Here is a 22,182-nt window from a genome sequence, read left to right as displayed (position 1 = left end):
CTCGCGGCCGCCCTCGCGGCCCTCGGCGGTGCGCCCGACGCGCTCGCGGCCCTCGGGCGGCAGGCGGCCGGCCTCTGCGACGGGCGCGGTGCCGAGCGGGTGGCCGAGGCCATCGAGGCCCTCCGGCCCGTCCCGGCCCCCGGCCCGGTCGGGCGCCTGTCCCTGCGCCCCGCCGGGCCGGCGGATGCCCGGATGCTCTGGGTCTGGCGCAACGACCCCCTGACCCGGGCCATGTCCCGCAGCAGCGACGCCGTGGCCTGGGAGGGCCACGGCGCCTGGCTGCGGACCCGCCTCGCCGAGCCCGGCCGCACGCGCCTGCTCGTCGCCGAGGCCGACGGGGAGCCGGCCGGCTCGCTCCGCCTCGACCGCCTGCCCGACGGGGTCGCCGCCGAGGTCTCGCTCACCGTCTCGCCGCTCCTGCGCGGCCGCGGCCTCGGCGCCCGCCTGCTCGCCGCGCTCTGCGGCCACGCCGCCGACACCGGCTTCTGCCGCCGCCTCGCCGCCGCCGTGCGGGCCGACAACGCCGCCTCGCGGACGGTCTTCGAGCGCGCCGGCTTCCGCCTCGTCCAGGCCGGGACGCCGTGGCTGCGCTACGAGCGCAGCCTCGCGGACGGGTAGGCGCCGGCGCGCCGGCCCGCCGGGGCTCCGCCCCTTGACGCCCCGCCTCCGCCGGGCTTTGTCCGCCCCATGGCTCCGACCCTGACGTTCGCCGGCCGCCCGATCGGGCCCGAGCATCCGCCCTTCGTGATCGCCGAGCTCTCGGGCAACCACAACGGCGACATCGGCCGGGCGCTCGCCCTCATCGACGCGGCCGCCGCGACCGGGGCCGACGCGATCAAGATCCAGACCTACACGCCCGACACCATCACGCTGAAATCGGACCGGCCGGAATACCGCATCGCCGACGGCCCCTGGGCCGGGCGCACCCTGCACGACCTCTACGCCGAGGCGCACACGCCCTACGCCTGGCACGAGCGCCTCTTCGCCCGGGCCGCCGAGCACGGCGTGCCGCTGTTCTCCTCGCCCTTCGACGACACCGCCGTCGAGCTCCTGAGCGGGCTCGGCTGCCCGGCCTACAAGATCGCCTCGTTCGAGATCGTGGACCTGCCGCTGATCGCCCGCGCGGCCCGGGAGGGCAAGCCGCTGATCATCTCGACCGGCATGGCCAACCTCGGCGAGATCGCGCAGGCGGTCGACACGGCCCACCGGCACGGCGCCGGCGGCGTCGCCCTCCTGCACTGCATCTCGGCCTACCCGGCCCCGATCCAGGACGCCAACGTGCGCACCGTGCCGCATCTCGGCCAGGCCTTCGGGGTGGTGTCGGGCCTCTCCGACCACATGCCCGGCACCGCGGCCTCCGTCGCCGCCGTCGTGCTCGGGGGCGCCATCGTCGAGAAGCACATGACGCTCGCGCGCTCCGACGGCGGGCCCGACGCCGCCTTCTCGCTGGAGCCGGACGAGTTCGCGGCCCTGGTGCGCGACTGCAAGGCGGCCTGGGCCGCCCTCGGCCGCGTCGGCTACGAGGTGCTGGGCTCGGAGGCCGGCAACCTCGCGTTCCGGCGCTCCCTCGTGGCGGTGCGGCCGATCCCGGAGGGCGCCGTGCTCACGGCCGCGAGCGTGCGCTCGATCCGGCCCGGCCACGGGCTGGCGCCAAAGTACCTGCCGGCGGTGCTCGGCCGGCGCGCCGCCCGGGCGATCGCGGCGGGGGAGCCCCTGGCCTGGGACATGCTGGCGTAGGGCGCTCCCCGCCGCGTCGGACACCGGTCCGGCGCCGCGGCGAAGCGTTGGACACGCCGCCGAATGATGCTTAGACCCGCGCCGCGCCGGGCCGCGTTCCCGGACCGTCCCGTCCCGATCCCGAGAGGAAACCCGCCGCGATGAGCCAGCCCGGAGCGGACAAGCTGCCGAACGCCCACGTGCGGGCCGAGGTGCTGGTGCAGGCCCTGCCGCACATGCAGCGCTACGACCAGGAGATCGTGGTCATCAAGTACGGCGGCCACGCCATGGGCGACCGCGCCGCCGCGGAGGACTTCGCCGAGGACATCGTGCTCCTGGAGCAGTCCGGCCTGAAGCCCGTGGTGGTGCACGGCGGCGGGCCGCAGATCGGCCGGATGCTCGACCGGCTCGGCATCAAGTCCGAGTTCCGCGAGGGCCTGCGGGTCACCGACGAGGCCACCGTGGAGGTGGTCGAGATGGTGCTGGCCGGCTCGATCAACAAGCAGATCGTGGGCTGGATCGCGGCCGAGGGCGGGCGGGCCATCGGCCTGTGCGGCAAGGACGGCACCATGGTGCGGGCGCGCCGCGCCACCCGCACGGTGGTCGATCCCGACTCGCACATCGAGCGCCACGTCGACCTCGGCCTCGTGGGCGAGCCCGAGCACGTCGACCGCACGGTCCTCGACGCGGTGCTGAAGGCCGAGCTGATCCCGGTCCTCGCCCCGGTGGCGGTGGGCGCCGAGGGCCAGACCTACAACGTCAACGCCGACACCTTCGCGGGGGCGATCGCCGGCGCCATGCGGGCCAAGCGCCTCCTCCTCCTCACGGACGTGCCGGGGGTGCTCGACAAGAACAAGAACCTGATCCAGGAGCTCTCGGTGGAGGATTGCCGCCGGCTCATCGCCGACGGGACCATCACGGCCGGCATGATCCCGAAGATCGAGACCTGCATCTACGCCATCGAGCAGGGCGTCGAGGCGGTGGTGATCCTCGACGGCAAGGTGCCGCACTCGGTGCTGCTGGAGCTGTTCACCGATTACGGCGCCGGGACCCTGATCCGCCGCGACCGGCGGGCCTGAAGCCGGCGACGCCGGGCGCGGGCGCGCCTCCGGCGGCCCGCGGCCCTCGGGCGCCCGGGCCCGGCTTCCCTTCCGGCCGCGCTCGCCTATTGTGGTCGCCCGGGGGCCGCGGGGCCCCCATCGTCGTCGGAACGTCCCTTGCTCCTGCCAGGCGAGAGCCACCTCACGGCCCCGGAGGCCCGCGGTTTCTCCGGGATCGACACCTGGGTGTTCGACCTCGACAACACGCTCTATCCGCACGACGCCCGCGTCTGGCCGCAGGTCGACGAGCGGATCACCCTCTACGTCATGAACCTGTTCGGGCTCGACGGGCTCTCGGCCCGCGCGCTCCAGAAATACTTCTACCACCGCTACGGCACGACGCTGCGGGCGCTGATGGCCGAGTGGCAGATCGACCCCTACGAGTTCCTCGACTTCGCGCACGACATCGACCATTCCGGCATCGCCCTCGACCCGGGCCTCGGCGGGGCGATCGAGGGCCTGCCCGGCCGCAAGCTGATCCTCACCAACGGCTCGCGCCGTCACGCCGAGAGCGTGGCGCGCAAGCTCGGGATCCTCGACCATTTCGAGGACGTGTTCGACATCGCGGCCGCCGACTTCGTGCCCAAGCCCGAGCGCTCGGCCTACGAGAAGTTCCTCGACCGCCACGGCGTCGACCCGACCCGCTCGGCCCTGTTCGAGGACATCGCCAAGAACCTCGTGGTGCCCCACGACCTCGGCATGGAGACCGTCCTGGTGGTGCCCCGCACCGTCGACCCGTTCCGGGACGCGTTCGAGCAGGAGGCGGTGCGCGCCCCCCACATCGACCACATCACCAACGACCTCGCGGGCTTCCTGACCGAGCGGGTCGCCCCCGCGGTGGCGGCGTGAGCCCCGAGGACGATCCCGTCGAGCGCTGGGGCCGGCGCATCGGCCGCGGCCTCGGGCTCGCCGCCGTGGTGGTGCTGGCCTACCTCCTCGGCCAGCAGCTCCGCCTGTGGTGAGACCCGCGATGGCGACGTCCCGGACCGACTGGAGCGGCCTCGCCGCCCCCGACCTCGCGGCCTTCGAGGAACTGGCCGAGGCCGCCTTCGCGCGCCTGCCGGAGGCGTTCCGGGCCCTGTGCGAGGGCGTGGTGATCCGGGTCGAGGATTTTCCCGACGACGAGACCCTCGACGAGATGGGCTGCGAGAGCGAGTTCGACCTGCTCGGCCTGTTCCGGGGGACCGGGCTGGCGCAGGGCGGCGGGGCGGTCGGCCTCGCCACCGGCCAGCTCCCCAACATGGTCTGGCTCTACCGGCGCCCCCTCCTCGACTACTGGGCCGAGCACGACGAGACGCTCGGCCACCTCGTCACCCACGTGCTGGTGCACGAGATCGGCCACCATGTCGGCCTGTCGGACGCCGACATGGCGGCCATCGAGGCCGCCGCGGAGGCGTAGGCCCCGCCGCCGACGCGCAGGCCTGAAACCCCGGCGCCTCCCGACGCGGCCCCCGCGGCCGCCGCGGCGCCTCCAGCCGCCGCCGCCCGGCCAGGTGAGGTCGTGCAATCGTGCGGGCTTGTTCCCGGGCCCACTGAGCAATAAAAGCTCAGATCAGTTGGACCATACAGATCTACTGATCAAAAAACGCTCCCCACTGCTGCGTTGCCTGCACTGAACGGATGCTCTATCGTCGTCATGTTGCTTTTGGCCTGCGGCATCTGGGGGAGCGCGGCGTGAGTGCAAGGATCGAGCTGAACCGCGTCCGCATCCACACCGGCAGCCCGGACAGCACGGGCTGCCTCGCGTTCGTGGACGGGGACCTGATCGGGGTCCTGACCTACCTCGAGCCGGATCTCCACGAGGAGGCGGGCCTCGCGCGCCACTGGTTCCTGGAGGTCGGCTTCGGGCGGGTCGGCCGCGGCCCCAAGCCCCCGGCATTCTCGACGCTCGACGACGCCCGCACCTGGCTCGCGGGGCATTTCGAGGCGCCCGGCCCGGTGTTGGGCGCCGGGTGACGGGGCCGCGGCGGACCCGTCAGGGGGCCTGCCCCGTCGGCAGCGCGCTCGCCTTGGGGCGGCTGGTGCGGAACTGGCCCCGCTCGGTCGCGATGAAGACCAGGACCACGATCGTGACGCTGGTGAACCACCAGATCGCCGTGGTGCCGAGGCCGAGGCAGGCCGACGCGAAGGCGGTGGCGGCGGTCGCCATGGCGCCCGGGGTGAGCACCGGGTGGTCGCGGCCCGACTGGCGGATGGCGCTCCAGAGCACGTAGGCCGCCGCGAGGGCCCCGACGACGCCGAGCTCGTACCAGATCTCGAACAGCAGCGAGGACGGGGCGTTGGCCGGCAGCAGGCCCACCATCTTGCCGCGCAGCGCCGTCTCGAACCCGTGGCCGGTGATCAGCCGCAGGGGCTCGGCCGTCACCACCCGCTGCCAGGTCCGCAGGGCGAGCACGCCGGGATGGAGCGGGCCGAGCAGCGGGGTCAGGACCGGGCGCAGCACGAAGGGCAGCAGCGGCGCCAGGGCGACGAGGCCGGCCGCGATCCCGGCCGTCAGCCGCACCCCGGCCGCCGGGCGCCAGGCCGAGGCCGCGAAGGCCGCGGCCCCGACCGCCAGCGCCATCAGGGGGACGGGTCCCGGCGCCAGCACGAGGGCGAGCGCCACCATGACGGCGAGCCCGAGCGCCTCGACGTCGCGCCGGCGCGAGCGCAGCCAGGCGACCGCGGGCCAGAGCAGCAGCGCGAGCAGCATCGCCCCCCGCTCGAGGGCGCTGTCGTCCTCGAAGCCGCCCCGCAGGGACGCCCCGCTGAACAGCCCGAGCATCACCGCCGCCAGCGCCGCCACGCCGACGCCGACCGGGAGCAGGTAGAGGTTGGCCGACCGCATCCGGTCGGGGAGCGCGAGGGTGCCGGCGATCGTCAGGGCGACCGCGGCCGCGACGTTGAGCAGGCGCTCGGTCGCCGGGCCGGGAAACGGCGTCCAGATCAGCGAGAGGGCGCACCAGCCGATCAGCAGCGCGCCCGCGAGCGTCGCCCGCGAGCCCCCGATCCGCGCGGCGCCCGACGCCAGGGGGCGCTGGGCCCCGTCGAGGGCCGAGGCCAGAATCAGCAGCACGATGGCGATCGGCGTCAGGATGACCACGGCGCGGCGCGACAGCAGGGCGGAGGCCGGCACCGCCACCATCAGGCCGAAGAAGCCGAGACGGCGCAGCAGCGCGGCCGCGTCGACCGCGGGATCGGTGGAGGGCGACGTCGCGCGCGGCATGGTGCGACAACCTGGCTGCCAGCGCGTCGGCCGGGCGCCGGCGCTGGTCTCCCCTCCTAGTCGAGGGGGGGCACCAGGGCTGTAGATGCGCGGCAACACTGGGGGGCGGGCGGACCGCCCGGTCAGCCGGCGAGCGCCGCCGCGACGTCCGCCGCCGTCACGGCCTCGACGGGCTTGGCGACCTTGCAGGCGCGGGTGCGGGCCCCCGGCGCCATCACGAGGATGACCGTCTCGGTGCCGGGGCAGGCCGGGTCGGGGCAGACGATCTCGCTGACGGTCAGGGTCACCGCCGGGCCGAACCCGCCCGCCTCCCGGGCGAGGGCCGCGACCCGCTCGCGGTCGGCGCGCCGCGCCCGCGCGGCCGCGGGCTCGGACCGGCGGAAGGCGCCGAGGAGGCCCATCGCCTCAGCGCGGCAGGGTGAGGAGGCCGGCCTCGCCGTCGGCGCAGCCGAAGGCGAGGCGCTCGCCCGCCGGGTCCCAGGCCAGCGCCGTGACGCCGCTGTCGCGGATGGCGGGCCGCACCAGGAGCTCGGTGGCGTCGGTGAGGCGGATCAGGAGCACGCAGCCGTCCTCGTAGCCCGCCGCCAGCACCGGCACGCGGGGATGGAAGGCGACCCGGGACGCCCGCGCCGGGCGCACCCCGCATTCCCGCGGCTGCTTGCCGGTGGGGCCCTCCTTCGAGTCGAAGGGCCAGACGATCACCGCCTCGGCGCCGCTGGTCGCGAGCCAGTGCCCGTCCGCCGACCAGGCGAAGGAGCGCACCTTGGCGGGGTAGCCCGTCATCCGCATGTGGCCGCGGTCGGGCTGGAGGCGCCAGCCGTGCAGGGCGTTCTCCTGCATGGTGCTGATCACGAAGCGGCCGTCCGGCGAGAACGTCACGTCGATGTGCGAGCCCTTCCAGGTCAGGGCCTCCGGCGTCGCGTCGAGGTTCGGGTACCAGAGCGTGGCGCCGTTGTAGTGCGAGACCGCCAGCCGGTAGCCCTTGGGCGCGAAGGCGAGGCCCCGGGCGGTCGAGGGCGCCTCGAAGACGCGCTCGCGGCCCTTGGCGTCCCGCGCGGTCACCCGCCTACCGGCCCCGAAGGCCACGGCCCCGTCCGGATGCAGCGCCAGCGCGTCGATCCAGGCGCCGTTCGGTGCGCCGGCGAGGGTCTCGGTCGTGCCGTCGGCCCGCGTCGCCGCGATGCGGCCGTCGTCGCCCCCGGTCACGACCCGCCGCCCGTCGCCGGCCGTCACCAGGATGCCGCCCTCCGGGTGGGCCGCGACCCGGGTGGCGGCGCCGTCCCCGGCCACCAGCAGCACCGTCCCGTCGCCGAGGGCGAGCCCCAGCGTCCCGCCGAGCCAGTGGGCGCCGGTGACGTGCGCCCCGGCGGCGATCCCGGCGACCGCATGGGTGAGGGAGGGGGCGGCGCTGGCGCTCATCGGCGTGACCTTCCGGCGTCTCGTCGGCGTGCGGGCCTCGGGCCCGGAGACCCGGCCCCTCTCACATGGGCCGGCGCCGCGCAAGGGCGAGCGGCCCCCGCGCCGGTTCCCCGGCCCGTTAACCGCCCTGCCCGCAGGGTTAAGGCTTCGCTTACCAAGCCCGGCCATTTCGAGTCATCGGCCGCGAACGCGGCCGCGGTCCGGGCGGTTTCCCGATCGACCCGGCGGCGCGCGGCCCCGGCGCCTGGAGCGAGTTGCGTCATGATCCAGTTTGCCTGCGCGGTGACGATGCCGCAGGGCGCCCTCCCCGGCGGCGCCTGCGCGACGGTCCTGGTGGTCGAGGACGAGGCGATGGTCTGCGAGATCGCCGCCGAGGCCCTGGCGGAGGAAGGCTACCGGGTGCTCACCGCCGCCGACGCCGAGGAGGCCGGCCGCATCCTGAGGCGCGAGCGGGTCGACATGCTGTTCACCGACATCGATCTCGCCCGCAACACCAACGGCGTGGCCCTCGCCCGCGACGCCCGGCGGCACTCCCCGCGCCTGCCGGTTGTCTATACGTCGGGCGGGCGTCATAGCCTGCGCGAGGGCGAGGCGGTGGCCGGCTCGGTCTTCGTCCCGAAACCCTACCGCCCGAGCCAGATCGTGGCCCTCGCCAACCGCATCCTCGGGCACTGAGCCCCCCGTCACCCACCCGGAGCCCGACACCGATGCGCGCGATCCTCATCCTGGCCGGGCTCCTCGCCTGGTCCGCCCTTCCCGCGGCCGCGGCCGAGGAGCCGGCCGCGGCCTGCGACGTCGTCGGCCTGCGGCTGGAGGACGCCATCGCGAAGAAGCCCGAGCTGCAGCAGCCCGCCAACGCGCAGACCGTGCGCGACCTGCGCACCCTGCGGGACGCCGCCGTGGTGCTCGACGCCTACAAGCACCCGGCGGCCTGCGCCCAGGTGGTGGCGATCCTGCGCGGGCTCGTCGCCGATCCCCAGCGGACGATCGAGCAGGGCGGCGACACCGACGAGGAGAAGGCGGAGGCGGTCGAGGAATCCCGCGCCCCGAAGGCTCCTGAGCCGCGCAGGCCCGAGCCCAGGAAGCCGTGAGGCCCGGGTCCCCGGGCCCGCGGGGGCCTCTGCCCGGCAGCCGGCCGCCGCGGCGGCAGGCGCCCGCAAGCTGAACCGCGGCGGCCTCCCGCCCGTTGTCGTGCCGGCCGCCCGGTCGGGGCCGGCGCTCCGGAGATCGGTCGAACGATGGCGACGAGCCCTGCCCGCACGGTCGCGGACATTCCCCACGCGGCGGTCCAGCTCCCCGCCGTCGAGGTCGACAGCTACAATGCCGAGCTGCGCGACGGCGACGAGGACGGCTTCATCGGCGACCGCGTGAGCAAGCGCGCCTTCCGGGACCTGATCGAGGATTGGCGCGAGCGCCTGCGCCAGCTCGGCGAGGACCCGCTGGGCGCGACCCCGAGCCAGGACTTCACGAAGAAGAAGCTCGACCGGCTCCTGCTCGAGGGGACGCCCGAGGCCGCCGGGGTGATCCAGGGCGCGATCGAGGATTTCTCGCAGGAGCTCGCCACCGTGGTGCGGCGCTTCCTGCGCCACAAGGGCTGGCGCGACACCGCGCGCATCGTGGTCGGCGGCGGCCTGAGCGGCAGCCGCGTCGGCCGCCTCGTCATCGGGCGCGCCACCGTCATCCTGAAGGCCTCCGGCACCGACCTGTCCCTGGTGCCGATCCGCCACCACCCGGACGAGGGCGGCCTCATCGGCGCCGTCCACCTCGCCCCCGCCTGGATCTTCTCCGGCCACGACAGCCTGCTCGCCGTCGATATCGGGGGCACCAACATCCGGGCCGGCGTGGTGGCGACGAACCTGCGCAAGGCGCCCGATTTGTCGCGCGCCGCGGTCCGGCGCGTCGAGCTCTGGCGCCACCGCGGCGAGGAGCCGGGCCCGAGCCGCGACGCGGCGGTCGAGCGCCTGGCTGCCATGCTGTCCGGTCTCGTGGAGCGCGCCCGCCGGGACGGGCTCGCCCTCGCCCCCTTCATCGGCGTCGGCTGCCCCGGCGTGATCGAGGGGGACGGCCGCATCAGCCGCGGCGGCCAGAACCTGCCGGGCAACTGGGAGAGCAGCCGCTTCAACCTGCCGCGGGCCCTGCGCGAGGCGATCCCGACGATCGACGGCCACCCGACCATGATCGTGATGCACAACGACGCCGTGGTGCAGGGCCTGAGCGAGGTGCCGTTCATGCGCGACGTGCCCCGCTGGGGCGTGCTCACCATCGGGACCGGGCTCGGCAACGCCCGCTTCAGCAACCGGGCGGCGGAGGCCCGGGACGAGGCCTGAGCCGGCGGCCCCGGCACGCCGGAATAACAGTCTGGAATCACTCTGAATTTCTGCGCGAGGCTTGATCCCGCGACGGCATCTCGGTTAGTCCGTCCCGGCCGGCGGGACGGGACGGATCGTCGAGGGCTGGCACCGCCCAACGAACGGGAGCGGATCGGGATCATCCGGAAGAGGTGCCGCACGGCCCGCCCCCCGGGGCGGGCGCGCACGGCGCCGCGGACCCGTTATCCCGACTTCCAGGCCCCCGACCCCGTCGCCGCGAGAGGAGTCCGAGACGTGCTGACGCAAGGTTTGCCCTGGTTCCGGTCCCGCATCGGGCATCTCGCGCTCGACCTCGCCTTCTGCCTCTGCCTCTCGCTGGTGCTCCTCGCCACCGCGGTGGCGCAGGCCGCCGAGGGACCGATGCGCATCGAGCTGAACAAGCTCGAGACCGCGGGCGAGACCTGCAAGGCGATCCTCATGGTCGAGAACGGCAAGGGCGGGCCGATCAGGTCGCTCAAGCTCGACCTCTTCACCTTCGACCAGGACGGCGTCGCCCAGAAGCGCAGCCTCGTCGAGCTCGGGCCGGTGCCGGCCCGCAAGACGGCCCTGCGCCAGTTCGAGATCGCGCCGACGCCCTGCGCGCAGGTCGGCCGCATCCTCCTGAACGACGTGGCGGCCTGCGAGGGCCAGGACCTGACCCGCGAGACCTGCCTCGACCGCATCGAGCCCGCCTCCGCCAAGGGCGCCGCGCCGTTCGTGCGCTAGTTCCGACCGATCCCGCGTCCGCCCCACCCCGTTCCCGGAGACCGCCAGATGGACCCGACAACCGCGCCGGCCGCGGCCGCAGGACACGACTTCTCGTTCGTCGGCCTGTTCCTCCAGGCCGATCCGATCGTGAAGGGGGTGATGATCCTCCTGATCCTCGCCTCCGTCGCCTGCTGGACCGTGATCGTCGAGAAGCTGATCCGCCTCGCCGGCGCGCGCCGGCAGGCGAGGCTGTTCGCCGGCGTGGTCGCCAAGGGCGGCATGCCGGAGGGGGGCCGCGGCATCGCCGCCCGGGTGATCGCCGCCGCGCAGGAGGCCTGGCGCGACCAGGACCCGACCGAGAGCCGGGCGGAGCGCCGCGAGCGCATCGAGCGCGCCATGCGGAACGCGCTCACCCTCGACCTGAAGCGGCTCCAGGTCGGCCTGCCGCTCCTCGCCAGCGCCGGCTCCGCGGCCCCGTTCATCGGCCTGTTCGGCACGGTCTGGGGCATCATGAACTCGTTCTCGTCCATCGCGAAGAGCCAGGACACCAGCCTCGCCGTGGTGGCGCCCGGCATCGCCGAGGCGCTGTTCGCCACCGCCATCGGCCTCGTGGTGGCGATCCCGGCGGTGCTCGCCTACAACAAGTTCTCGAGCGACCTCGCCAAGGTGCAGTCGGCCTTCGTCGCCGGCATCGCCACCCTGGGCAACCGGCTCGCCCGCGACCGCGGCCACCAGGCCCGCAGCGCCGCGGCCGAGTAGGGCCGCCTTCACCCTCACCGCCACGCTCGAGTGCGCCTGCGCCCGCCCCGGACAGCCGGGCGGGCCCGGCCGGAGGCCGCCAGATGGGTATGGGATCGTTCCAGGCGGGCGCCGCCGACGAGGACGGGTTCGACGCCGCGCCGATGTCCGAGATCAACGTCACGCCGATGGTCGACGTGATGCTGGTGCTGCTGATCATCTTCATGGTCGCGGCGCCCCTGATGACGGTCGGCGTGCCGGTGCAGCTGCCGAAGACCGCGGCCGCCAAGACCTCCGAGTCGAAGAAGCCCGTGGTGGTCTCGGTCGACAAGGAGGGCCAGGCCTTCCTCGCCAAGGACCCCCTGCCCGCCGGCGAGGCGCTGCCCCGGCTCAAGGCGCTGGCGGCCCAGGATCCGGGCCAGACCGTGCTCGTGCGCGGCGACAAGGACGTGCCCTACGGCAAGGTCATGGAGGTCATGGGCCTCGTCGGGCAGGCCGGCTTCGCCAAGGTCTCGCTCATCGCCAGCGCCCCGTCCGGCGGGGCCGGCGGCGCGCCCGCGCCCGCCGCCCCGGCCGCGCCCGCACCCGCGCAGTAGGCCCATGAGCTCGCACGCCACCACGAACCCGGACCTCGCGACGAACCCGGACGTCGCGGCCGGGGCGCCGGCGCCGCGCAACCCGGGCCCGGGCCTCGGCCTCGCCTTCCTGGCGGCCCTCCTGCTGCACGCGGGCGCCCTCGGCGCGCTGACGCTCTGGCGCGCCGCCCCGCCGCCGCCGCCGGGCGAGAACGAGATCGCCATCGACCTCGCCCCGGACCTCGCCGCGATCGACGTGCCGAACGAGGCCCGGGACCCCGACGCCGCTCCCCCGCCCGCCGACGTGGTCGAGGCCAAGGAGCAGCCGGTCGTCGAGCCGCCCTCCGAGACGAGGCCCGTGGAGGCGCCGCCCGACACGCCCGAGACGAAGCCCGAGGAGAGCCCGGTCGAGCCCCAGAGGGCCGAGGCGGTGCCGGAGGAGAGACCGCCCGAGACCGTGACGGAGGCCGTGCAGGAGCCCGAGGAGCAGGTCGTCACCTCGACGAACGCCGAGGCCCCGGTGGCGCCGCCCCCGCCCGCCGTGGTGGCCCGTGCCGTGCCCGAGCCGAAGCCGGTGCCGAAGCCGCTGCCGCCCAGGCCCAAGCCCGTCGAGGCGCGCAAGCCGCCGCCCAAGCCGGTCCGCGAGGTGCGCCGCGAGGCGCCGCGCCCGAAGGCGGCGCAGCGCTCCGTCGAGCCCGCCCGCGAGCGCCGCACCACCTCCTACGCGTCGCGCCAGAGCGAGGGCGGCTCCGCCGCCGCCGCCTCGAACCCCAACGCCGCCCGGGCCTGGGGCGTGATGATCTCGAGCGCGATCCGGGCCCGGGCCCGGCATCCCGCCGGCGCAAGCGGCACCGTGACGATCCGCTTCACGGTGGCGCGCTCGGGCCGCGTCCTCGCCGCCGCGCTCGCCGGCAGCAGCGGCAACGGCGGCCTCGACGCCGCCGCCCTGGCGGCGGCCGCCCCCGGCAGCAGCCTGCCGCCGGCCCCCGAGGGCGTGACCCAGGCGCAGCAGAGCTTCTCGGTGCCGCTGCGCTTCCAGTGACGGCGAGGGGCGGCGATCCATCCGCCCGCGCGGGCGGGCGCGGGGCCGGCGCGGGGGCGTGACAAATCCGGCTCCCGCGCCAGATCAGCCCCGCCACCGTGGCGCCGACGGCGCGCCGGCGGCGCGCGCCAGGGAGGCCGGCTGCGGGCCCATGACGGTCTACTTCACCAGCGACACGCATTTTGGCGACCCGCGGGTGCTGCGCATCGACCGGCGGCCCTTCGCGAACCTGGCCGAGCACGACGCCGCCCTGGTGGCGCGCTGGAACGAGACCGTGGCGGCCGGCGACACGGTCTGGCACCTCGGGGACTTCGCGCTCGGGCCGCCGCCCGAGCGGGTCGCGGCGCTGCTCGCCGCCCTCAACGGGGACAAGCACCTCATCGTCGGCAACAACGACGGGCCCGCGACCCTCGCGGCGCCGGGCTGGCTCAGCGTCGCCCACTACGCCGAGATCGACGTCGACGGGCGGCATCTCGTGCTCTGCCACTACGCCTTCCGGACCTGGAACCGGATGGGGCGCGGCGTCGTGAACCTGCACGGCCACTCGCACGGCAAGCTGAAGCCCGCCACCCGGCAGTACGACGTCGGCGTCGATGCCTGGGACTTCCGGCCCGTGACCCTCGACACCATCGCGGGACGCCGCCGCGGCCGCGCCATCGTCTCCTGACGTCGATCTTGGCCGTTCGGGACGGAACCCCCGGCCGGGGCGCGACGTTCCTCGCCTACACGGTCGGACGGCGCGGCAAGCCTCAGGCATCGAGGCAAAACGCCGCACCAGGCCCTCCCCCACGAGCGTTCAGAGTTCACGCGATGACGACAGCGCGACGTACCCCCTTGGCCCGCCCGCTGGCGGCGGTCCTTCTGCTGCTGGCGGCGGGACCGGCCCTCGCCCAGCCGGCCTGCATCGGCGCCCGCCGCAAGGTCGACGAGGCCGCGGCCTTCCGCTTCCAGGCCCGCCAGGATGCCCGCCTGGGCGACCGCGACCGGGTCTGCGACAACCTCGGCGATGCCGAGGACCGCTACGACGAGGCCCGCGACCGCCTCGACGCGTGCGGCCTCACCGTCGCGTCCATCGACCTCGAGAGCGCCCTGCGCTCGGTGCGCCAGGAGAAGCGCGTCTTCCGCTGCGACTGAGCGTGTGCCCCAGCGCACACCGCCCCGCTGCCGAATCCCCCATTCCTGCCCTCGCGGCGCCGCTTCGAGAGCCGCCCGCACGAGACACCGGACCGCCCGCCATGATCGACGCTGCCAAGACCCAGACGCAAGCCCGGCTCGCCGCTCCCGCCGCGGGGGCGCACTCCTTCAAGGCGGCCCTGTGCGGCTTCCTCGGCTCGACCGCCGCGACGACCGTGGTGATGTTCCTGCTCAGCTCGGTCTGAAGGCCGCGCCCGCGCGCCGGGCCGGCTCCGGTCCGGCGCGAGCGGGGCCGTCAGGGCGCGACCGACCAGAAGCGCCGGCGGGCAAACAGCATTTCGGGCTGGCCCACCTGAGGACCGGCCCCCGCCGCACCGGGCGCCGCGGCCTGCGCCGGGCAGACCGGGTCCGGGCGGCGCACGACCTGAACCACCGTCGGGTCCTGCCGCACCAGCCCCATCCTCACCTGGACGTCCGGATTGCGCACGGCGGCGATCGTCGCCACGGCGGCCATCAATGCGCCCGCGAGCGCGCCCAGGAGGAAGTTCAGCATCGTGGCCTGTCCTTGAGCCGACATCGTAGCGGATTGAGGGCAGGCCGGGCCCGGGTCGCCGCGCGCCCGATTTGACGGCGCGATCACAACCTGAGCTTAAGAGATGGGTGCGACACATCCTCTCCACGCGCCGCGCCGCGGCCGACCGGAGAGGCAGACACGATGAGCTACGCGGCGAACGCTTACGCGAAGGTCTCGCAGACGGCGTTGACGCCCCGCGAGGCCGAGGCCGCGGTGCTGATCAAGGCGGCCGCCCGCCTCCAGACGATCCAGGACAACTGGGACGCCCAGCAGCCCGCCCTCAACGAGGCCCTCGGCTTCAACCGCAAGGTCTGGACCCTCCTGTCGTCGTCGGCGACCGAGCCGGAGGCGCCGCTCCCGGCCGAGCTGAAGCAGTCGATGGCGCGCCTCGGCGCGTTCGTGTTCACCCGCACCGTCGACATGATGGTGGAGCCGCGGGCCGAGAAGCTGACCGCCCTGATCCGCATCAACCGCGAGCTCGCGAGCGGCCTGCGCGGGAACCCGTGAGGCCGCGCCTCCGGGGTGTTGCGGCAACGGCCGGGCTCGGCGGGCGGGCGCCCGACGGGCTTCGGGCGGCCGCAGGCGCGCGGGCGCCGCCTCAGGCCGTGCGCGCGACGGTGCTGCCGATCTGCGTCGCCTGCGCGGCCTGCGCCTCGCGGGCGTAGGTCCGCGCCCGCAGGGCGGCCTCCGTGGGCAGCTGGTCGACGACCGAGCCGTCGGGATCGACGACCTGGAACACCATCTGCTGCGTGTCGAGGTCGCGCCGGTAGAGCGCCTGGGGCTCGGATGCGGGCGTGTCCGGCGACGCGCCCGCGCCGTCGCGCCGGGCGTCGGGGCTGAGGTCGAGCGTGACCGCCGGGTCGAGCGACGTGTCCGCGGGCGGCGTCCGGGCCGGCGTCCTCGCGCCCGGCCCGTCGGGACCGATCACGGCCGGGGCGACCGCCGCGGCGAGGCTTCGGATCTCGAGCACGGCGACATCCCTCCTGATGAGCGACAGGCCCGCATCAGAGCCTGCCCGTGCCTACCCGAAGCTTAACGCCCGCTCCCCGACCGGAAACGCTCTGAAGGAAGCGTTGCCGCGACCGCACGCATTTGGGGACAACCCGGCGCCGGCATTCGGCCGCGCCTCAGAGCGCGATCTCGAGGCTCGCGGCGGTGCCCTGGGCCGCCGGCCCGTAGGCGATCTGCGCGCGCAGGTTCGTCGCCATGGCGCGCACGATGCGCGAGCCGAGGCCGGTGCCCCGCGGGGTGCCGCCGCCCTGCCAGCCGACGCCGTCATCCGCGACCGTCAGGCTGAGCGCCCCGCCCGCCTGCCGGGCCGTGATCCGGATCTCGCCGGTGACGCCCTCCGGGTAGGCGTACTTGTAGGCGTTGGTGACGAGCTCCGTGACGATCACCCCGAGGGAGACGGCCTTGTCGGTCGCGACCTCCACGGGGTCGGAATCGAGCCGGATGCGGTGGCGCCGGCCGCTGTCGTTCATCGCCGCGTCGAGGTCCTCGACCAGCGCCGCCAGGTAGGCGTCGAGCGCCACCACCCGGACGTCCTCCGAGGTGTAGAGGCGCCGGTGGATGCCCGCGATGGCGGTGATGCGCCCCTGCGTCTCCTCCAGGGCGGCGCGGGCGGCGGCGTCCGTCACCATGTTGGCCTGCATCCGCACCAGGGCGGCCACGAGGGCGAGGCTGTTGGCGACCCGGTGGTTGACCTCGCGCAGCAGCAGCTCGGCCCGGTCGCGGGCCGCGCGCACCTCCGCCTCCGCCCGCTCCTTCTCCCGGCGCAGGCGGTCCTGGAGCACCGCGGTCGCGACCGCCTCCGCGAGGAGCTCGCGGAACTGTCCCTGGAGGTCCTTCCAGACGTAGTCGACGGCGCCGGCCTTCAGGGCGGCGACCGCGACCCGGCTGTCCTCGGACCCGGTGACGTAGACCACGGGCGGCGGGTCCGGGAGGGCGCGGATGCGCGGGAGCACGTCGAGGCCGGTCTCGACCGGCATGTGGTGGTCGAGGGCGACCACGTCGAAGGATCCGGACGCGATCAGGGCGATGCCGGCGGCCCCGTCCTGCGCGTGCGAGACCACGTAGCCGCGGGCCGCGAGGGTGCGGGAGACCAGGCGGGCGAGGCCGGGATCGTCGTCGATGTAGAGGACGCGGACCGGCGGGGACGGCGTCACGGCGCGGCGCCCCGCCGCCTCGCCGGGCGGAGGGCCGCTCTGGCCTCGTGCGGGGCGGCGTCCGTGGTCACGCGGTCTCCGGAACCTGCATCACCGAGAAGAACAGGCCGAGCTGCCGGATCGCGTTGGCGAAGCCCTCGTAGTTCACCGGCTTGGTGATGTAGACGTTGCAGCCGAGGTCGTAGCAGCGCTGGATCTCGCGCTGGTCGTCCGTGGTGGTCAGGATCACGACCGGCGAGCGGCGCAGGTGCGGGTTCGACTTCACGATCTGCAGGATGTCGATGCCGGTCATGTCCGGCAGGTTGAGGTCGAGCAGGATCAGGAGCGGCCGGCCGGCATTGACCTCGCCGCTCCCGTCGGGCCCGAGCAGCATGGCGAGGGCCGAGGTGCCGTCCCGGAAGGCCTCGATGACGTTGTTGACGCCCGCGCGCCGGATGTTCCGCTCGATCAGGCGGGCGTGGCCCTCGTCGTCCTCGATCATCACGATGTGAACGGCCGGCACCGCGACACTCCTTGACGCTCGAGGTGGGGCGCGGAGGGCCGGGATCAGGCGGGCCGCAGCGGCAACGTCACGTGGAACGTCGTACCAGCCCCGACGACCGAGGCAAGCTCAATTCGCCCGCCGAGCGCCCGCACCAGGGTGCGCACGTGGGCGAGCCCGATGCCCTCCCCCGGCCGGTCCTGGAGGCCGGCGCGGCGGAACAGCTCGAACACCCGGGCGTGGTCGCGGGCCTCGATGCCGCGGCCGTTGTCGGCCACCGCGAACACCGCCTGGCCGTCCACCACCGCGGCGCTGACCGCGATGCGGCCCGCGCGCCCCCGGTCGAGGTACTTGATGGCGTTGTCGATCAGGTTGCCGAAGATCTGCTCCACCGCCAGCCTGTCCGCCACGATCCCGGGCAGCGGCGCGACCGTGATCCCGGCCCCGGCCACGTCGGCCTGGTGGCGCTGCGCGTCCGCCAGGCCCCGCACCAGCGCGGTCATCTCCAGCGGCTCGGGCTGGAAGCTCCGGCGGCCCTCCCGCGACAGCTTCAGGATGGCGTTGATGAGGCCGTCCATCTTGGTGATCGCGGCCTTGATGAAGCCGACCGCCTCGGCGAGGTCGGCGTCGATGCGCGCGGCCTCGGCCCGGCCCGCGAGCGCCGCCCGGATGTCCTCCCGGCCCGCCTCGATCTCGCTCGTGAACCCCATGATGTTGACGAGGGGCGCCCTGAGGTCGTGGCTGACGATGTAGGCGTAGCGCTGGATCTCCTCGTTCGACTCGCGCAGGGCCGCCTCCGCGGCCCGCTGCTCGGTGATGTCCGTGTGGACGCCGACCCACTCGCGGATCGCGCCGTCCGGATCGAGCACCGGCACGGCGTCGATCGCGTAGGTGCGCCAGGCGCCGTCGCGCCGGCGCACCCGGTGCTCGTGCGTGTAGCGCCGGCGCTCCGCCACGGCGGCGTTCCAGTTCGCGATGCTGGCCTCGCGGTCGTCCGGATGCACCGCGTCGGCCCAGCCGTAGCCGCGATACTGCTCGGGCGCCTGGCCCGTGAGGGCCGACCAGGCCGGCTGGTCGCCCGACATCCGGCCCTCCGCGTCGTTGGTCCAGAGCACGCCCCGCACCGCCTGCACGGCGGCGGCGAAGCGGTTCTGGCTGCGCTGCACGGACGCGAACAGGCGCGCGTTGTCGAGGGCGACCGCGGCCTGGCCGGCGAGGCCCGCGACCAGCCCCTCCTCCCGCGCGCCGAAGCGGTCGGGCTCGGGATGGCCGAACAGCAGGGCGCCGAGGGTGTCGCCGGCGCGGGAGGTCACCGGCAGGGCGAGGTAGCTGCGCACCGCGAGGTGGCCCTCCGGCATGCCGCCGTGGCTGCCGTAGCGGGGATCGCGGGTGACGTCGCCGCTGCGCACCGGCCCCTCCGCCCGGAAGGTCGGGCCGAACAGGCCGGTCGCCCGCGGCAGCCCGAAGCGCGTGAAGGCCTCGCGCGGCGCGCCCGTGAGGCTGAGGAGGCGCCAGCTCTCGGGCTCGCCGTCCGCCGCCGGGCGCCGCTCGAACAGCGCCCCGTAGGCCGCGCCGGTGAGCCGGGTCGCCGCCTCCACCACGGCGTCGCCGAGGCGCTGCCGGTCGAGCTCGCTCGCCAGCGCCGTGCCGACCCGGTTGAGCACCTCCAGGCGCTGGGTCTCGGCCCGCAGGGCGGCGGCGGCCCGCTCGCGCTCCACCACCCGCTCGCGCTGGCGCTCCGCCGCCCGGGCGAGCTCCGCGCTCACGGCCTCGACCTCCGTGAGGACGCCCGCGAGCGGCGCCGGCGTTCCCCCGCGCCCGAGCGCCTCGGCCTGGGCGCGCAGGGCCCGCAGCGGCGCGGCGATGCGGCGGGCGAAGCCGAGCGCGAGGGCGGCCGCCAGGGCCGCCAGCGCCGCCCCGAGCCCCGCGAACCAGGCGAGGGAGCGGCGGACCGGGGCCGACAGGGCCTCGAACGGCACCCCGACGGCGACGCGCCAGTCGGACAGGCCGGCCCGCGCGTAGGCGACGAAGACCGGCACGCCCTCCATCGAGTCGCCGTGCCACGAGCCCTCCAGGCCGGTCGCCCGGGCGCGCAGGCTGTCGGGCACGAGGGCGCCGACGGTGCGCTCCGGGACGCGGGTGCGCGCGAGGATGCGGTCGTCCCGGTCGACCACGGTCACCACCCAGCCCTCCGGCACCCCACCCGCCATGAGGAGGCTGCGCACCCGCTCGACCGGCAGGGTGAAGGAGAGGAGGTACAGGACCGTGTTCGCGCCGTGGCGCAGCACCGGCACCACCGCGCGGAAGCGCGAGGCCTCCGCGGGGACGGCCGCGACCACCCCGGACACGGCGGGCCGGCCGCCGAGGGCCCCCTCGTCCGCGGCGTCGAGGGAGCCGGGCGGCGCGCCCGGGGCCGGGCCGAGATCGACCAGGGCGCGGCCGTCCGGGTCGCGCAGGACGGCCTCGAGGCCGGTGCGCCGGCGCAGCTCCTCCGCCTGGACCCGGAAGGCCCCGACGTCGCCGCGCTGGAGGGAGTTGGCGAGCCCCAGCGTCTCGAGGATCGCCACGAGGCCGGCGACGTCCCGGTCGACGGCCGCCGCCGCCATGCGGGCGCGCCCGAGGGCCTCGGCCTCCAGGCGCTCCCGCGCGGTCGTGCCGAACTGCCACAGGACGACCCCGACGAAGGCCAGGATCGGCAGCACCAGCGCCAGCGCGAAGGTGGCGAGGCGGGCGACGATCGTGCGCCGCCACGCCCCCTCGCGGGCCCCGCCCGCCTCGGGCGCCCCGTGCGGGGCCGTGCCCGCCGGCATCAGCACGGGGACGGTCCCCCGCGGGCCCGGCCGCGGCCTACTCCGCCGCGTCCACGTAGAGCTTGCCGCCCTCCGCCAGGAACTCGGCCGACTTCGCCGCCATGCCAGCCTCGCGGTCCGCCGCGCTCATGGGGGCGGCCTCGCCGATCACGACGCCCGCCGCCTCCATCGCCAGCACGTCCGCGCGCAGGTCCTGCGTGATCTTCATCGAGCAGAACTTCGGCCCGCACATCGAGCAGAAATGCGCGACCTTGTGGGCGTCCTTCGGCAGGGTCTCGTCGTGGTAGGCCCGCGCCGTGTCGGGGTCGAGCGAGAGGTTGAACTGGTCGTCCCAGCGGAAGTCGAAGCGGGCGCGGGAGAGCGCGTCGTCCCGCACCTGCGCGGCGGGGTGGCCCTTGGCGAGGTCGGCGGCGTGGGCGGCGATCTTGTAGGTGATGACGCCGGTCTTCACGTCGTCGCGGTTGGGCAGCCCGAGGTGCTCCTTCGGGGTGACGTAGCAGAGCATCGCGGTGCCGAACCACCCGATCATCGCGGCGCCGATCCCCGAGGTGATGTGGTCGTAGCCCGGCGCGATGTCGGTGGTCAGCGGGCCGAGGGTGTAGAACGGGGCTTCCCCGCACTCCCGCAGCTGCTTCTCCATGTTGACCTTGATCTTGTGCATCGGCACGTGGCCGGGGCCCTCGATCATCACCTGGCAGCCCTTGTCCCAGGCCACCTTGGTCAGCTCGCCCAGGGTCTCGAGCTCGGCGAACTGCGCGGCGTCGTTGGCGTCCGCGATCGAGCCGGGCCGGAGCCCGTCGCCGAGGGAGAACGAGACGTCGTAGGCCCGGCAGATGTCGCAGATCTCCTCGAAGCGCTCGTAGAGGAACGATTCCCGGTGCCCGGCGAGGCACCAGCGCGCCATGATCGAGCCGCCGCGCGAGACGATGCCGGTGACCCGGCGCGCCGTCAGCGGCACGTGGGCGAGGCGCACGCCGGCGTGGATGGTGAAGTAGTCCACCCCCTGCTCGGCCTGCTCGATCAGGGTGTCCTTGAACACCTCCCAGTCGAGCTTGAGGGGATCGCCGCCGACCTTCTCGAGCGCCTGGTAGATCGGCACGGTGCCGATCGGCACGGGCGAGTTGCGCAGGATCCAGCCGCGGATGTTGTGGATGTTGCGGCCCGTCGACAGGTCCATGACGGTGTCCGCGCCCCAGCGGATCGCCCAGACCAGCTTCTCGACCTCCTCGGCCGCCGACGAGGTCACGGCGGAGTTGCCGATGTTGGCGTTGATCTTGACGAGGAAGTTGCGGCCGATCGCCATCGGCTCGAGCTCGGGGTGGTTGATGTTGGCCGGGATGATGGCCCGGCCGCGGGCGACCTCGTCGCGCACGAAGTCGGGGGTGATGAAGGCCGGCACGCTCGCCCCGAAGCCCTCGCCGTCGGCGAGCGCCGCCTGCGCCCGGTCCAGCATGGCCTCCCGGCACAGGTTCTCCCGGTGGGCGACGTAGATCATCTCCTCGGTGACGATCCCGGCCCGGGCGAACTCGTACTGCGTCGTCATCTGGCCGGGGGCGGCCTTGCGGATGGTGCGGGCGGCCGGGCACGGGGCGACGAGCCGGTCCTCGGGCACGAAGCCGTTGTCCTCCGGCTTGACGGCGCGGGGAGCCACGGCGCCGTAGCCGCGGGCCTCGATCCAGGGGGCGCGCACCGGGGCGAGGCCGGCGCTGAGGTCGATGCGGGCCTGCGCCTCGGTGTAGGGGCCCGACGGGTCGTAGACCCGCACCGCCGCCTCCTTCGGGTCGCTGAGCACGATCTCGCGGAACGGCACCCGGATGTCGGGCCGGCCCGCCGGGCTCGCGTAGACCTTGGCGGAGCCGGCGACGGGCCCGGTGGTGACGGTCTGCGGCACGCCCTTCGGCGGGATCACGGGTGCGTTCATGGATCTCTCCCGGTTGGAGGAGATCCGGATTCACGGTGGCGTCAGGGAGCTTGTCTCATGGGCTGGTTCCCGTCCCTCCGCCGGTATGAACCGGATCAGGTTCAAGGGTCAGGACGCACGCTCGTCCTATCTCAGCCCCTGCTGGCGGGGCCCCCCTCGGAACGCCCGGACTCTCGGCGCCCGCCGCGGCTTTGTCAATCGCGGGGCGCCGGCGCCCAGGGCTCTGAACTCGGGTTAATGGCAGTT

General features: G+C 74.8%; 26 protein-coding genes and 1 riboswitch. Of the genes, 17 read left to right on the top strand and 9 right to left on the bottom strand.

Annotated elements, in window-relative coordinates; all coding sequences use genetic code 11:
• The 6 genes from DT057_RS26340 to DT057_RS26310 form a co-directional block, all read left to right on the top strand.
• A partial coding sequence (locus DT057_RS26340) for a GNAT family N-acetyltransferase (RefSeq protein WP_203236382.1) occupies positions 1-618 on the top strand: 618 nt, incomplete at its 5' end.
• Between the two features lie 69 nt (positions 619-687).
• On the top strand, positions 688-1,737 hold the full coding sequence (gene pseI, locus DT057_RS26335) for a pseudaminic acid synthase (protein WP_128565055.1): 1,050 nt from the start codon (positions 688-690) through the stop codon (positions 1,735-1,737).
• A gap of 140 nt (positions 1,738-1,877) precedes the next feature.
• Positions 1,878-2,795, top strand: coding sequence for an acetylglutamate kinase (gene argB / locus DT057_RS26330; protein ID WP_128565054.1), 918 nt, complete (start codon positions 1,878-1,880; stop codon positions 2,793-2,795).
• Between the two features lie 138 nt (positions 2,796-2,933).
• Positions 2,934-3,665: a pyrimidine 5'-nucleotidase gene (locus DT057_RS26325; protein ID WP_128565053.1), complete on the top strand. Its 732-nt coding sequence runs from the start codon at positions 2,934-2,936 to the stop codon at positions 3,663-3,665.
• Positions 3,666-3,786: 121 nt separating this feature from the next.
• On the top strand, positions 3,787-4,215 hold the full coding sequence (locus tag DT057_RS26320; protein WP_128565052.1) for a metallopeptidase family protein: 429 nt from the start codon (positions 3,787-3,789) through the stop codon (positions 4,213-4,215).
• Positions 4,216-4,490: 275 nt separating this feature from the next.
• On the top strand, positions 4,491-4,772 hold the full coding sequence (locus tag DT057_RS26310) for a hypothetical protein (RefSeq protein WP_128565050.1): 282 nt from the start codon (positions 4,491-4,493) through the stop codon (positions 4,770-4,772).
• 19 nt (positions 4,773-4,791) lie between these two features.
• Here the strand turns inward: DT057_RS26310 and DT057_RS26305 are convergent, their stop codons facing one another.
• The 3 genes from DT057_RS26305 to DT057_RS26295 all read right to left on the bottom strand — a co-directional run bounded on the left by DT057_RS26305 (position 4,792) and on the right by DT057_RS26295 (position 7,440).
• Positions 4,792-6,021 carry a peptide ABC transporter permease gene (locus tag DT057_RS26305; RefSeq protein WP_128565049.1) on the bottom strand — a complete coding sequence of 410 codons (1,230 nt, stop codon included), beginning with the start codon at positions 6,019-6,021 and terminating at the stop codon, positions 4,792-4,794.
• A 122-nt stretch (positions 6,022-6,143) separates the two neighbouring features.
• A complete protein-coding gene (locus DT057_RS26300) occupies positions 6,144-6,422 on the bottom strand; it encodes a hypothetical protein (RefSeq protein WP_128565048.1) in 279 nt (92 codons plus the stop codon).
• A 4-nt stretch (positions 6,423-6,426) separates the two neighbouring features.
• Complete coding sequence (locus DT057_RS26295) at positions 6,427-7,440, bottom strand: WD40 repeat domain-containing protein (RefSeq protein ID WP_128565047.1); 1,014 nt, start codon at positions 7,438-7,440, stop codon at positions 6,427-6,429.
• A 261-nt stretch (positions 7,441-7,701) separates the two neighbouring features.
• On the opposite strand from DT057_RS26295, the gene DT057_RS26290 reads away from it, so the two are divergent.
• The 10 genes from DT057_RS26290 to DT057_RS36225 all read left to right on the top strand — a co-directional run bounded on the left by DT057_RS26290 (position 7,702) and on the right by DT057_RS36225 (position 14,230).
• The gene (locus DT057_RS26290; RefSeq protein WP_128565046.1) at positions 7,702-8,115 is read left to right on the top strand and encodes a response regulator; all 414 of its coding nucleotides are present in this window, start codon (positions 7,702-7,704) and stop codon (positions 8,113-8,115) included.
• Between the two features lie 32 nt (positions 8,116-8,147).
• Positions 8,148-8,531 carry a photosystem reaction center subunit H gene (locus DT057_RS26285; RefSeq protein ID WP_128565045.1) on the top strand — a complete coding sequence of 128 codons (384 nt, stop codon included), beginning with the start codon at positions 8,148-8,150 and terminating at the stop codon, positions 8,529-8,531.
• Positions 8,532-8,678: 147 nt separating this feature from the next.
• Entirely contained in the window at positions 8,679-9,767 is a 1,089-nt protein-coding gene (locus DT057_RS26280) for an ROK family protein (RefSeq protein WP_128565044.1), read from the top strand.
• Positions 9,768-10,043: 276 nt separating this feature from the next.
• Positions 10,044-10,514 (top strand): Tat pathway signal protein, encoded by a 471-nt coding sequence (locus DT057_RS26275; protein WP_128565043.1) that lies wholly within the window; start codon positions 10,044-10,046, stop codon positions 10,512-10,514.
• 48 nt (positions 10,515-10,562) lie between these two features.
• Positions 10,563-11,255, top strand: coding sequence for a MotA/TolQ/ExbB proton channel family protein (locus DT057_RS26270; RefSeq protein WP_128565042.1), 693 nt, complete (start codon positions 10,563-10,565; stop codon positions 11,253-11,255).
• Positions 11,256-11,338: 83 nt separating this feature from the next.
• Entirely contained in the window at positions 11,339-11,830 is a 492-nt protein-coding gene (gene tolR, locus DT057_RS26265) for a protein TolR (protein ID WP_128565041.1), read from the top strand.
• 4 nt (positions 11,831-11,834) lie between these two features.
• On the top strand, positions 11,835-12,851 hold the full coding sequence (locus tag DT057_RS26260; protein WP_128565040.1) for an energy transducer TonB family protein: 1,017 nt from the start codon (positions 11,835-11,837) through the stop codon (positions 12,849-12,851).
• Between the two features lie 151 nt (positions 12,852-13,002).
• Complete coding sequence (locus DT057_RS26255; RefSeq protein WP_128565039.1) at positions 13,003-13,518, top strand: metallophosphoesterase family protein; 516 nt, start codon at positions 13,003-13,005, stop codon at positions 13,516-13,518.
• Between the two features lie 167 nt (positions 13,519-13,685).
• Positions 13,686-13,985 carry a hypothetical protein gene (locus DT057_RS26250; protein WP_238313863.1) on the top strand — a complete coding sequence of 100 codons (300 nt, stop codon included), beginning with the start codon at positions 13,686-13,688 and terminating at the stop codon, positions 13,983-13,985.
• A 101-nt stretch (positions 13,986-14,086) separates the two neighbouring features.
• Positions 14,087-14,230: a hypothetical protein gene (locus tag DT057_RS36225; RefSeq protein WP_203236383.1), complete on the top strand. Its 144-nt coding sequence runs from the start codon at positions 14,087-14,089 to the stop codon at positions 14,228-14,230.
• A 50-nt stretch (positions 14,231-14,280) separates the two neighbouring features.
• Here DT057_RS36225 and DT057_RS26245 read toward each other — a convergent pair whose 3' ends face one another.
• Positions 14,281-14,538, bottom strand: coding sequence for a hypothetical protein (locus DT057_RS26245; RefSeq protein WP_128565037.1), 258 nt, complete (start codon positions 14,536-14,538; stop codon positions 14,281-14,283).
• 162 nt (positions 14,539-14,700) lie between these two features.
• On the opposite strand from DT057_RS26245, the gene flaF reads away from it, so the two are divergent.
• Complete coding sequence (gene flaF / locus DT057_RS26240) at positions 14,701-15,066, top strand: flagellar biosynthesis regulator FlaF (RefSeq protein WP_128565036.1); 366 nt, start codon at positions 14,701-14,703, stop codon at positions 15,064-15,066.
• A gap of 91 nt (positions 15,067-15,157) precedes the next feature.
• On the opposite strand, the gene DT057_RS26235 is transcribed toward flaF, so the two are convergent.
• From DT057_RS26235 to thiC, 5 genes are all read right to left on the bottom strand, one after another.
• On the bottom strand, positions 15,158-15,529 hold the full coding sequence (locus DT057_RS26235) for a hypothetical protein (RefSeq protein ID WP_203236381.1): 372 nt from the start codon (positions 15,527-15,529) through the stop codon (positions 15,158-15,160).
• 157 nt (positions 15,530-15,686) lie between these two features.
• Positions 15,687-16,724, bottom strand: coding sequence for a sensor histidine kinase (locus tag DT057_RS26230; RefSeq protein ID WP_128565034.1), 1,038 nt, complete (start codon positions 16,722-16,724; stop codon positions 15,687-15,689).
• Between the two features lie 67 nt (positions 16,725-16,791).
• Positions 16,792-17,205 (bottom strand): response regulator, encoded by a 414-nt coding sequence (locus DT057_RS26225; protein ID WP_128565057.1) that lies wholly within the window; start codon positions 17,203-17,205, stop codon positions 16,792-16,794.
• Positions 17,206-17,270: 65 nt separating this feature from the next.
• The gene (locus tag DT057_RS26220; RefSeq protein WP_128565056.1) at positions 17,271-19,253 is read right to left on the bottom strand and encodes a sensor histidine kinase; all 1,983 of its coding nucleotides are present in this window, start codon (positions 19,251-19,253) and stop codon (positions 17,271-17,273) included.
• A 799-nt stretch (positions 19,254-20,052) separates the two neighbouring features.
• Positions 20,053-21,936 (bottom strand): phosphomethylpyrimidine synthase ThiC, encoded by a 1,884-nt coding sequence (thiC, locus tag DT057_RS26215; protein WP_128565033.1) that lies wholly within the window; start codon positions 21,934-21,936, stop codon positions 20,053-20,055.
• Between the two features lie 55 nt (positions 21,937-21,991).
• Positions 21,992-22,103, bottom strand: a riboswitch (TPP riboswitch).
• Between the last annotated feature and the right edge of the window lie 79 nt (positions 22,104-22,182).

This window comes from Methylobacterium crusticola (assembly GCF_003574465.1).
Lineage (GTDB): Bacteria > Pseudomonadota > Alphaproteobacteria > Rhizobiales > Beijerinckiaceae > Methylobacterium > Methylobacterium crusticola.
Note: the sequence above shows the minus strand (reverse complement) of the source record. Positions and strands in the feature narration are given on the sequence as shown.

What these genes read in the sequence shown, in the direction of transcription:
- pseI (WP_128565055.1), top strand. Translation starts at nt 688, where the DNA reads ATGGCTCCGACCCTGACGTTCGCCGGCCGCCCGATCGGGCCCGAGCAT.
- argB (WP_128565054.1), top strand. Translation starts at nt 1,878, where the DNA reads ATGAGCCAGCCCGGAGCGGACAAGCTGCCGAACGCCCACGTGCGGGCC.
- DT057_RS26320 (WP_128565052.1), top strand. Translation starts at nt 3,787, where the DNA reads ATGGCGACGTCCCGGACCGACTGGAGCGGCCTCGCCGCCCCCGACCTC.
- DT057_RS26305 (WP_128565049.1), bottom strand. Translation starts at nt 6,021, where the DNA reads ATGCCGCGCGCGACGTCGCCCTCCACCGATCCCGCGGTCGACGCGGCC.
- DT057_RS26300 (WP_128565048.1), bottom strand. Translation starts at nt 6,422, where the DNA reads ATGGGCCTCCTCGGCGCCTTCCGCCGGTCCGAGCCCGCGGCCGCGCGG.
- DT057_RS26295 (WP_128565047.1), bottom strand. Translation starts at nt 7,440, where the DNA reads ATGAGCGCCAGCGCCGCCCCCTCCCTCACCCATGCGGTCGCCGGGATC.
- DT057_RS26290 (WP_128565046.1), top strand. Translation starts at nt 7,702, where the DNA reads ATGATCCAGTTTGCCTGCGCGGTGACGATGCCGCAGGGCGCCCTCCCC.
- DT057_RS26285 (WP_128565045.1), top strand. Translation starts at nt 8,148, where the DNA reads ATGCGCGCGATCCTCATCCTGGCCGGGCTCCTCGCCTGGTCCGCCCTT.
- DT057_RS26280 (WP_128565044.1), top strand. Translation starts at nt 8,679, where the DNA reads ATGGCGACGAGCCCTGCCCGCACGGTCGCGGACATTCCCCACGCGGCG.
- DT057_RS26270 (WP_128565042.1), top strand. Translation starts at nt 10,563, where the DNA reads ATGGACCCGACAACCGCGCCGGCCGCGGCCGCAGGACACGACTTCTCG.
- tolR (WP_128565041.1), top strand. Translation starts at nt 11,339, where the DNA reads ATGGGTATGGGATCGTTCCAGGCGGGCGCCGCCGACGAGGACGGGTTC.
- DT057_RS26260 (WP_128565040.1), top strand. Translation starts at nt 11,835, where the DNA reads ATGAGCTCGCACGCCACCACGAACCCGGACCTCGCGACGAACCCGGAC.
- DT057_RS26255 (WP_128565039.1), top strand. Translation starts at nt 13,003, where the DNA reads ATGACGGTCTACTTCACCAGCGACACGCATTTTGGCGACCCGCGGGTG.
- DT057_RS36225 (WP_203236383.1), top strand. Translation starts at nt 14,087, where the DNA reads ATGATCGACGCTGCCAAGACCCAGACGCAAGCCCGGCTCGCCGCTCCC.
- DT057_RS26245 (WP_128565037.1), bottom strand. Translation starts at nt 14,538, where the DNA reads ATGCTGAACTTCCTCCTGGGCGCGCTCGCGGGCGCATTGATGGCCGCC.
- flaF (WP_128565036.1), top strand. Translation starts at nt 14,701, where the DNA reads ATGAGCTACGCGGCGAACGCTTACGCGAAGGTCTCGCAGACGGCGTTG.
- DT057_RS26225 (WP_128565057.1), bottom strand. Translation starts at nt 17,205, where the DNA reads ATGATCGAGGACGACGAGGGCCACGCCCGCCTGATCGAGCGGAACATC.
- DT057_RS26220 (WP_128565056.1), bottom strand. Translation starts at nt 19,253, where the DNA reads ATGGAGGGCGTGCCGGTCTTCGTCGCCTACGCGCGGGCCGGCCTGTCC.
- thiC (WP_128565033.1), bottom strand. Translation starts at nt 21,936, where the DNA reads ATGAACGCACCCGTGATCCCGCCGAAGGGCGTGCCGCAGACCGTCACC.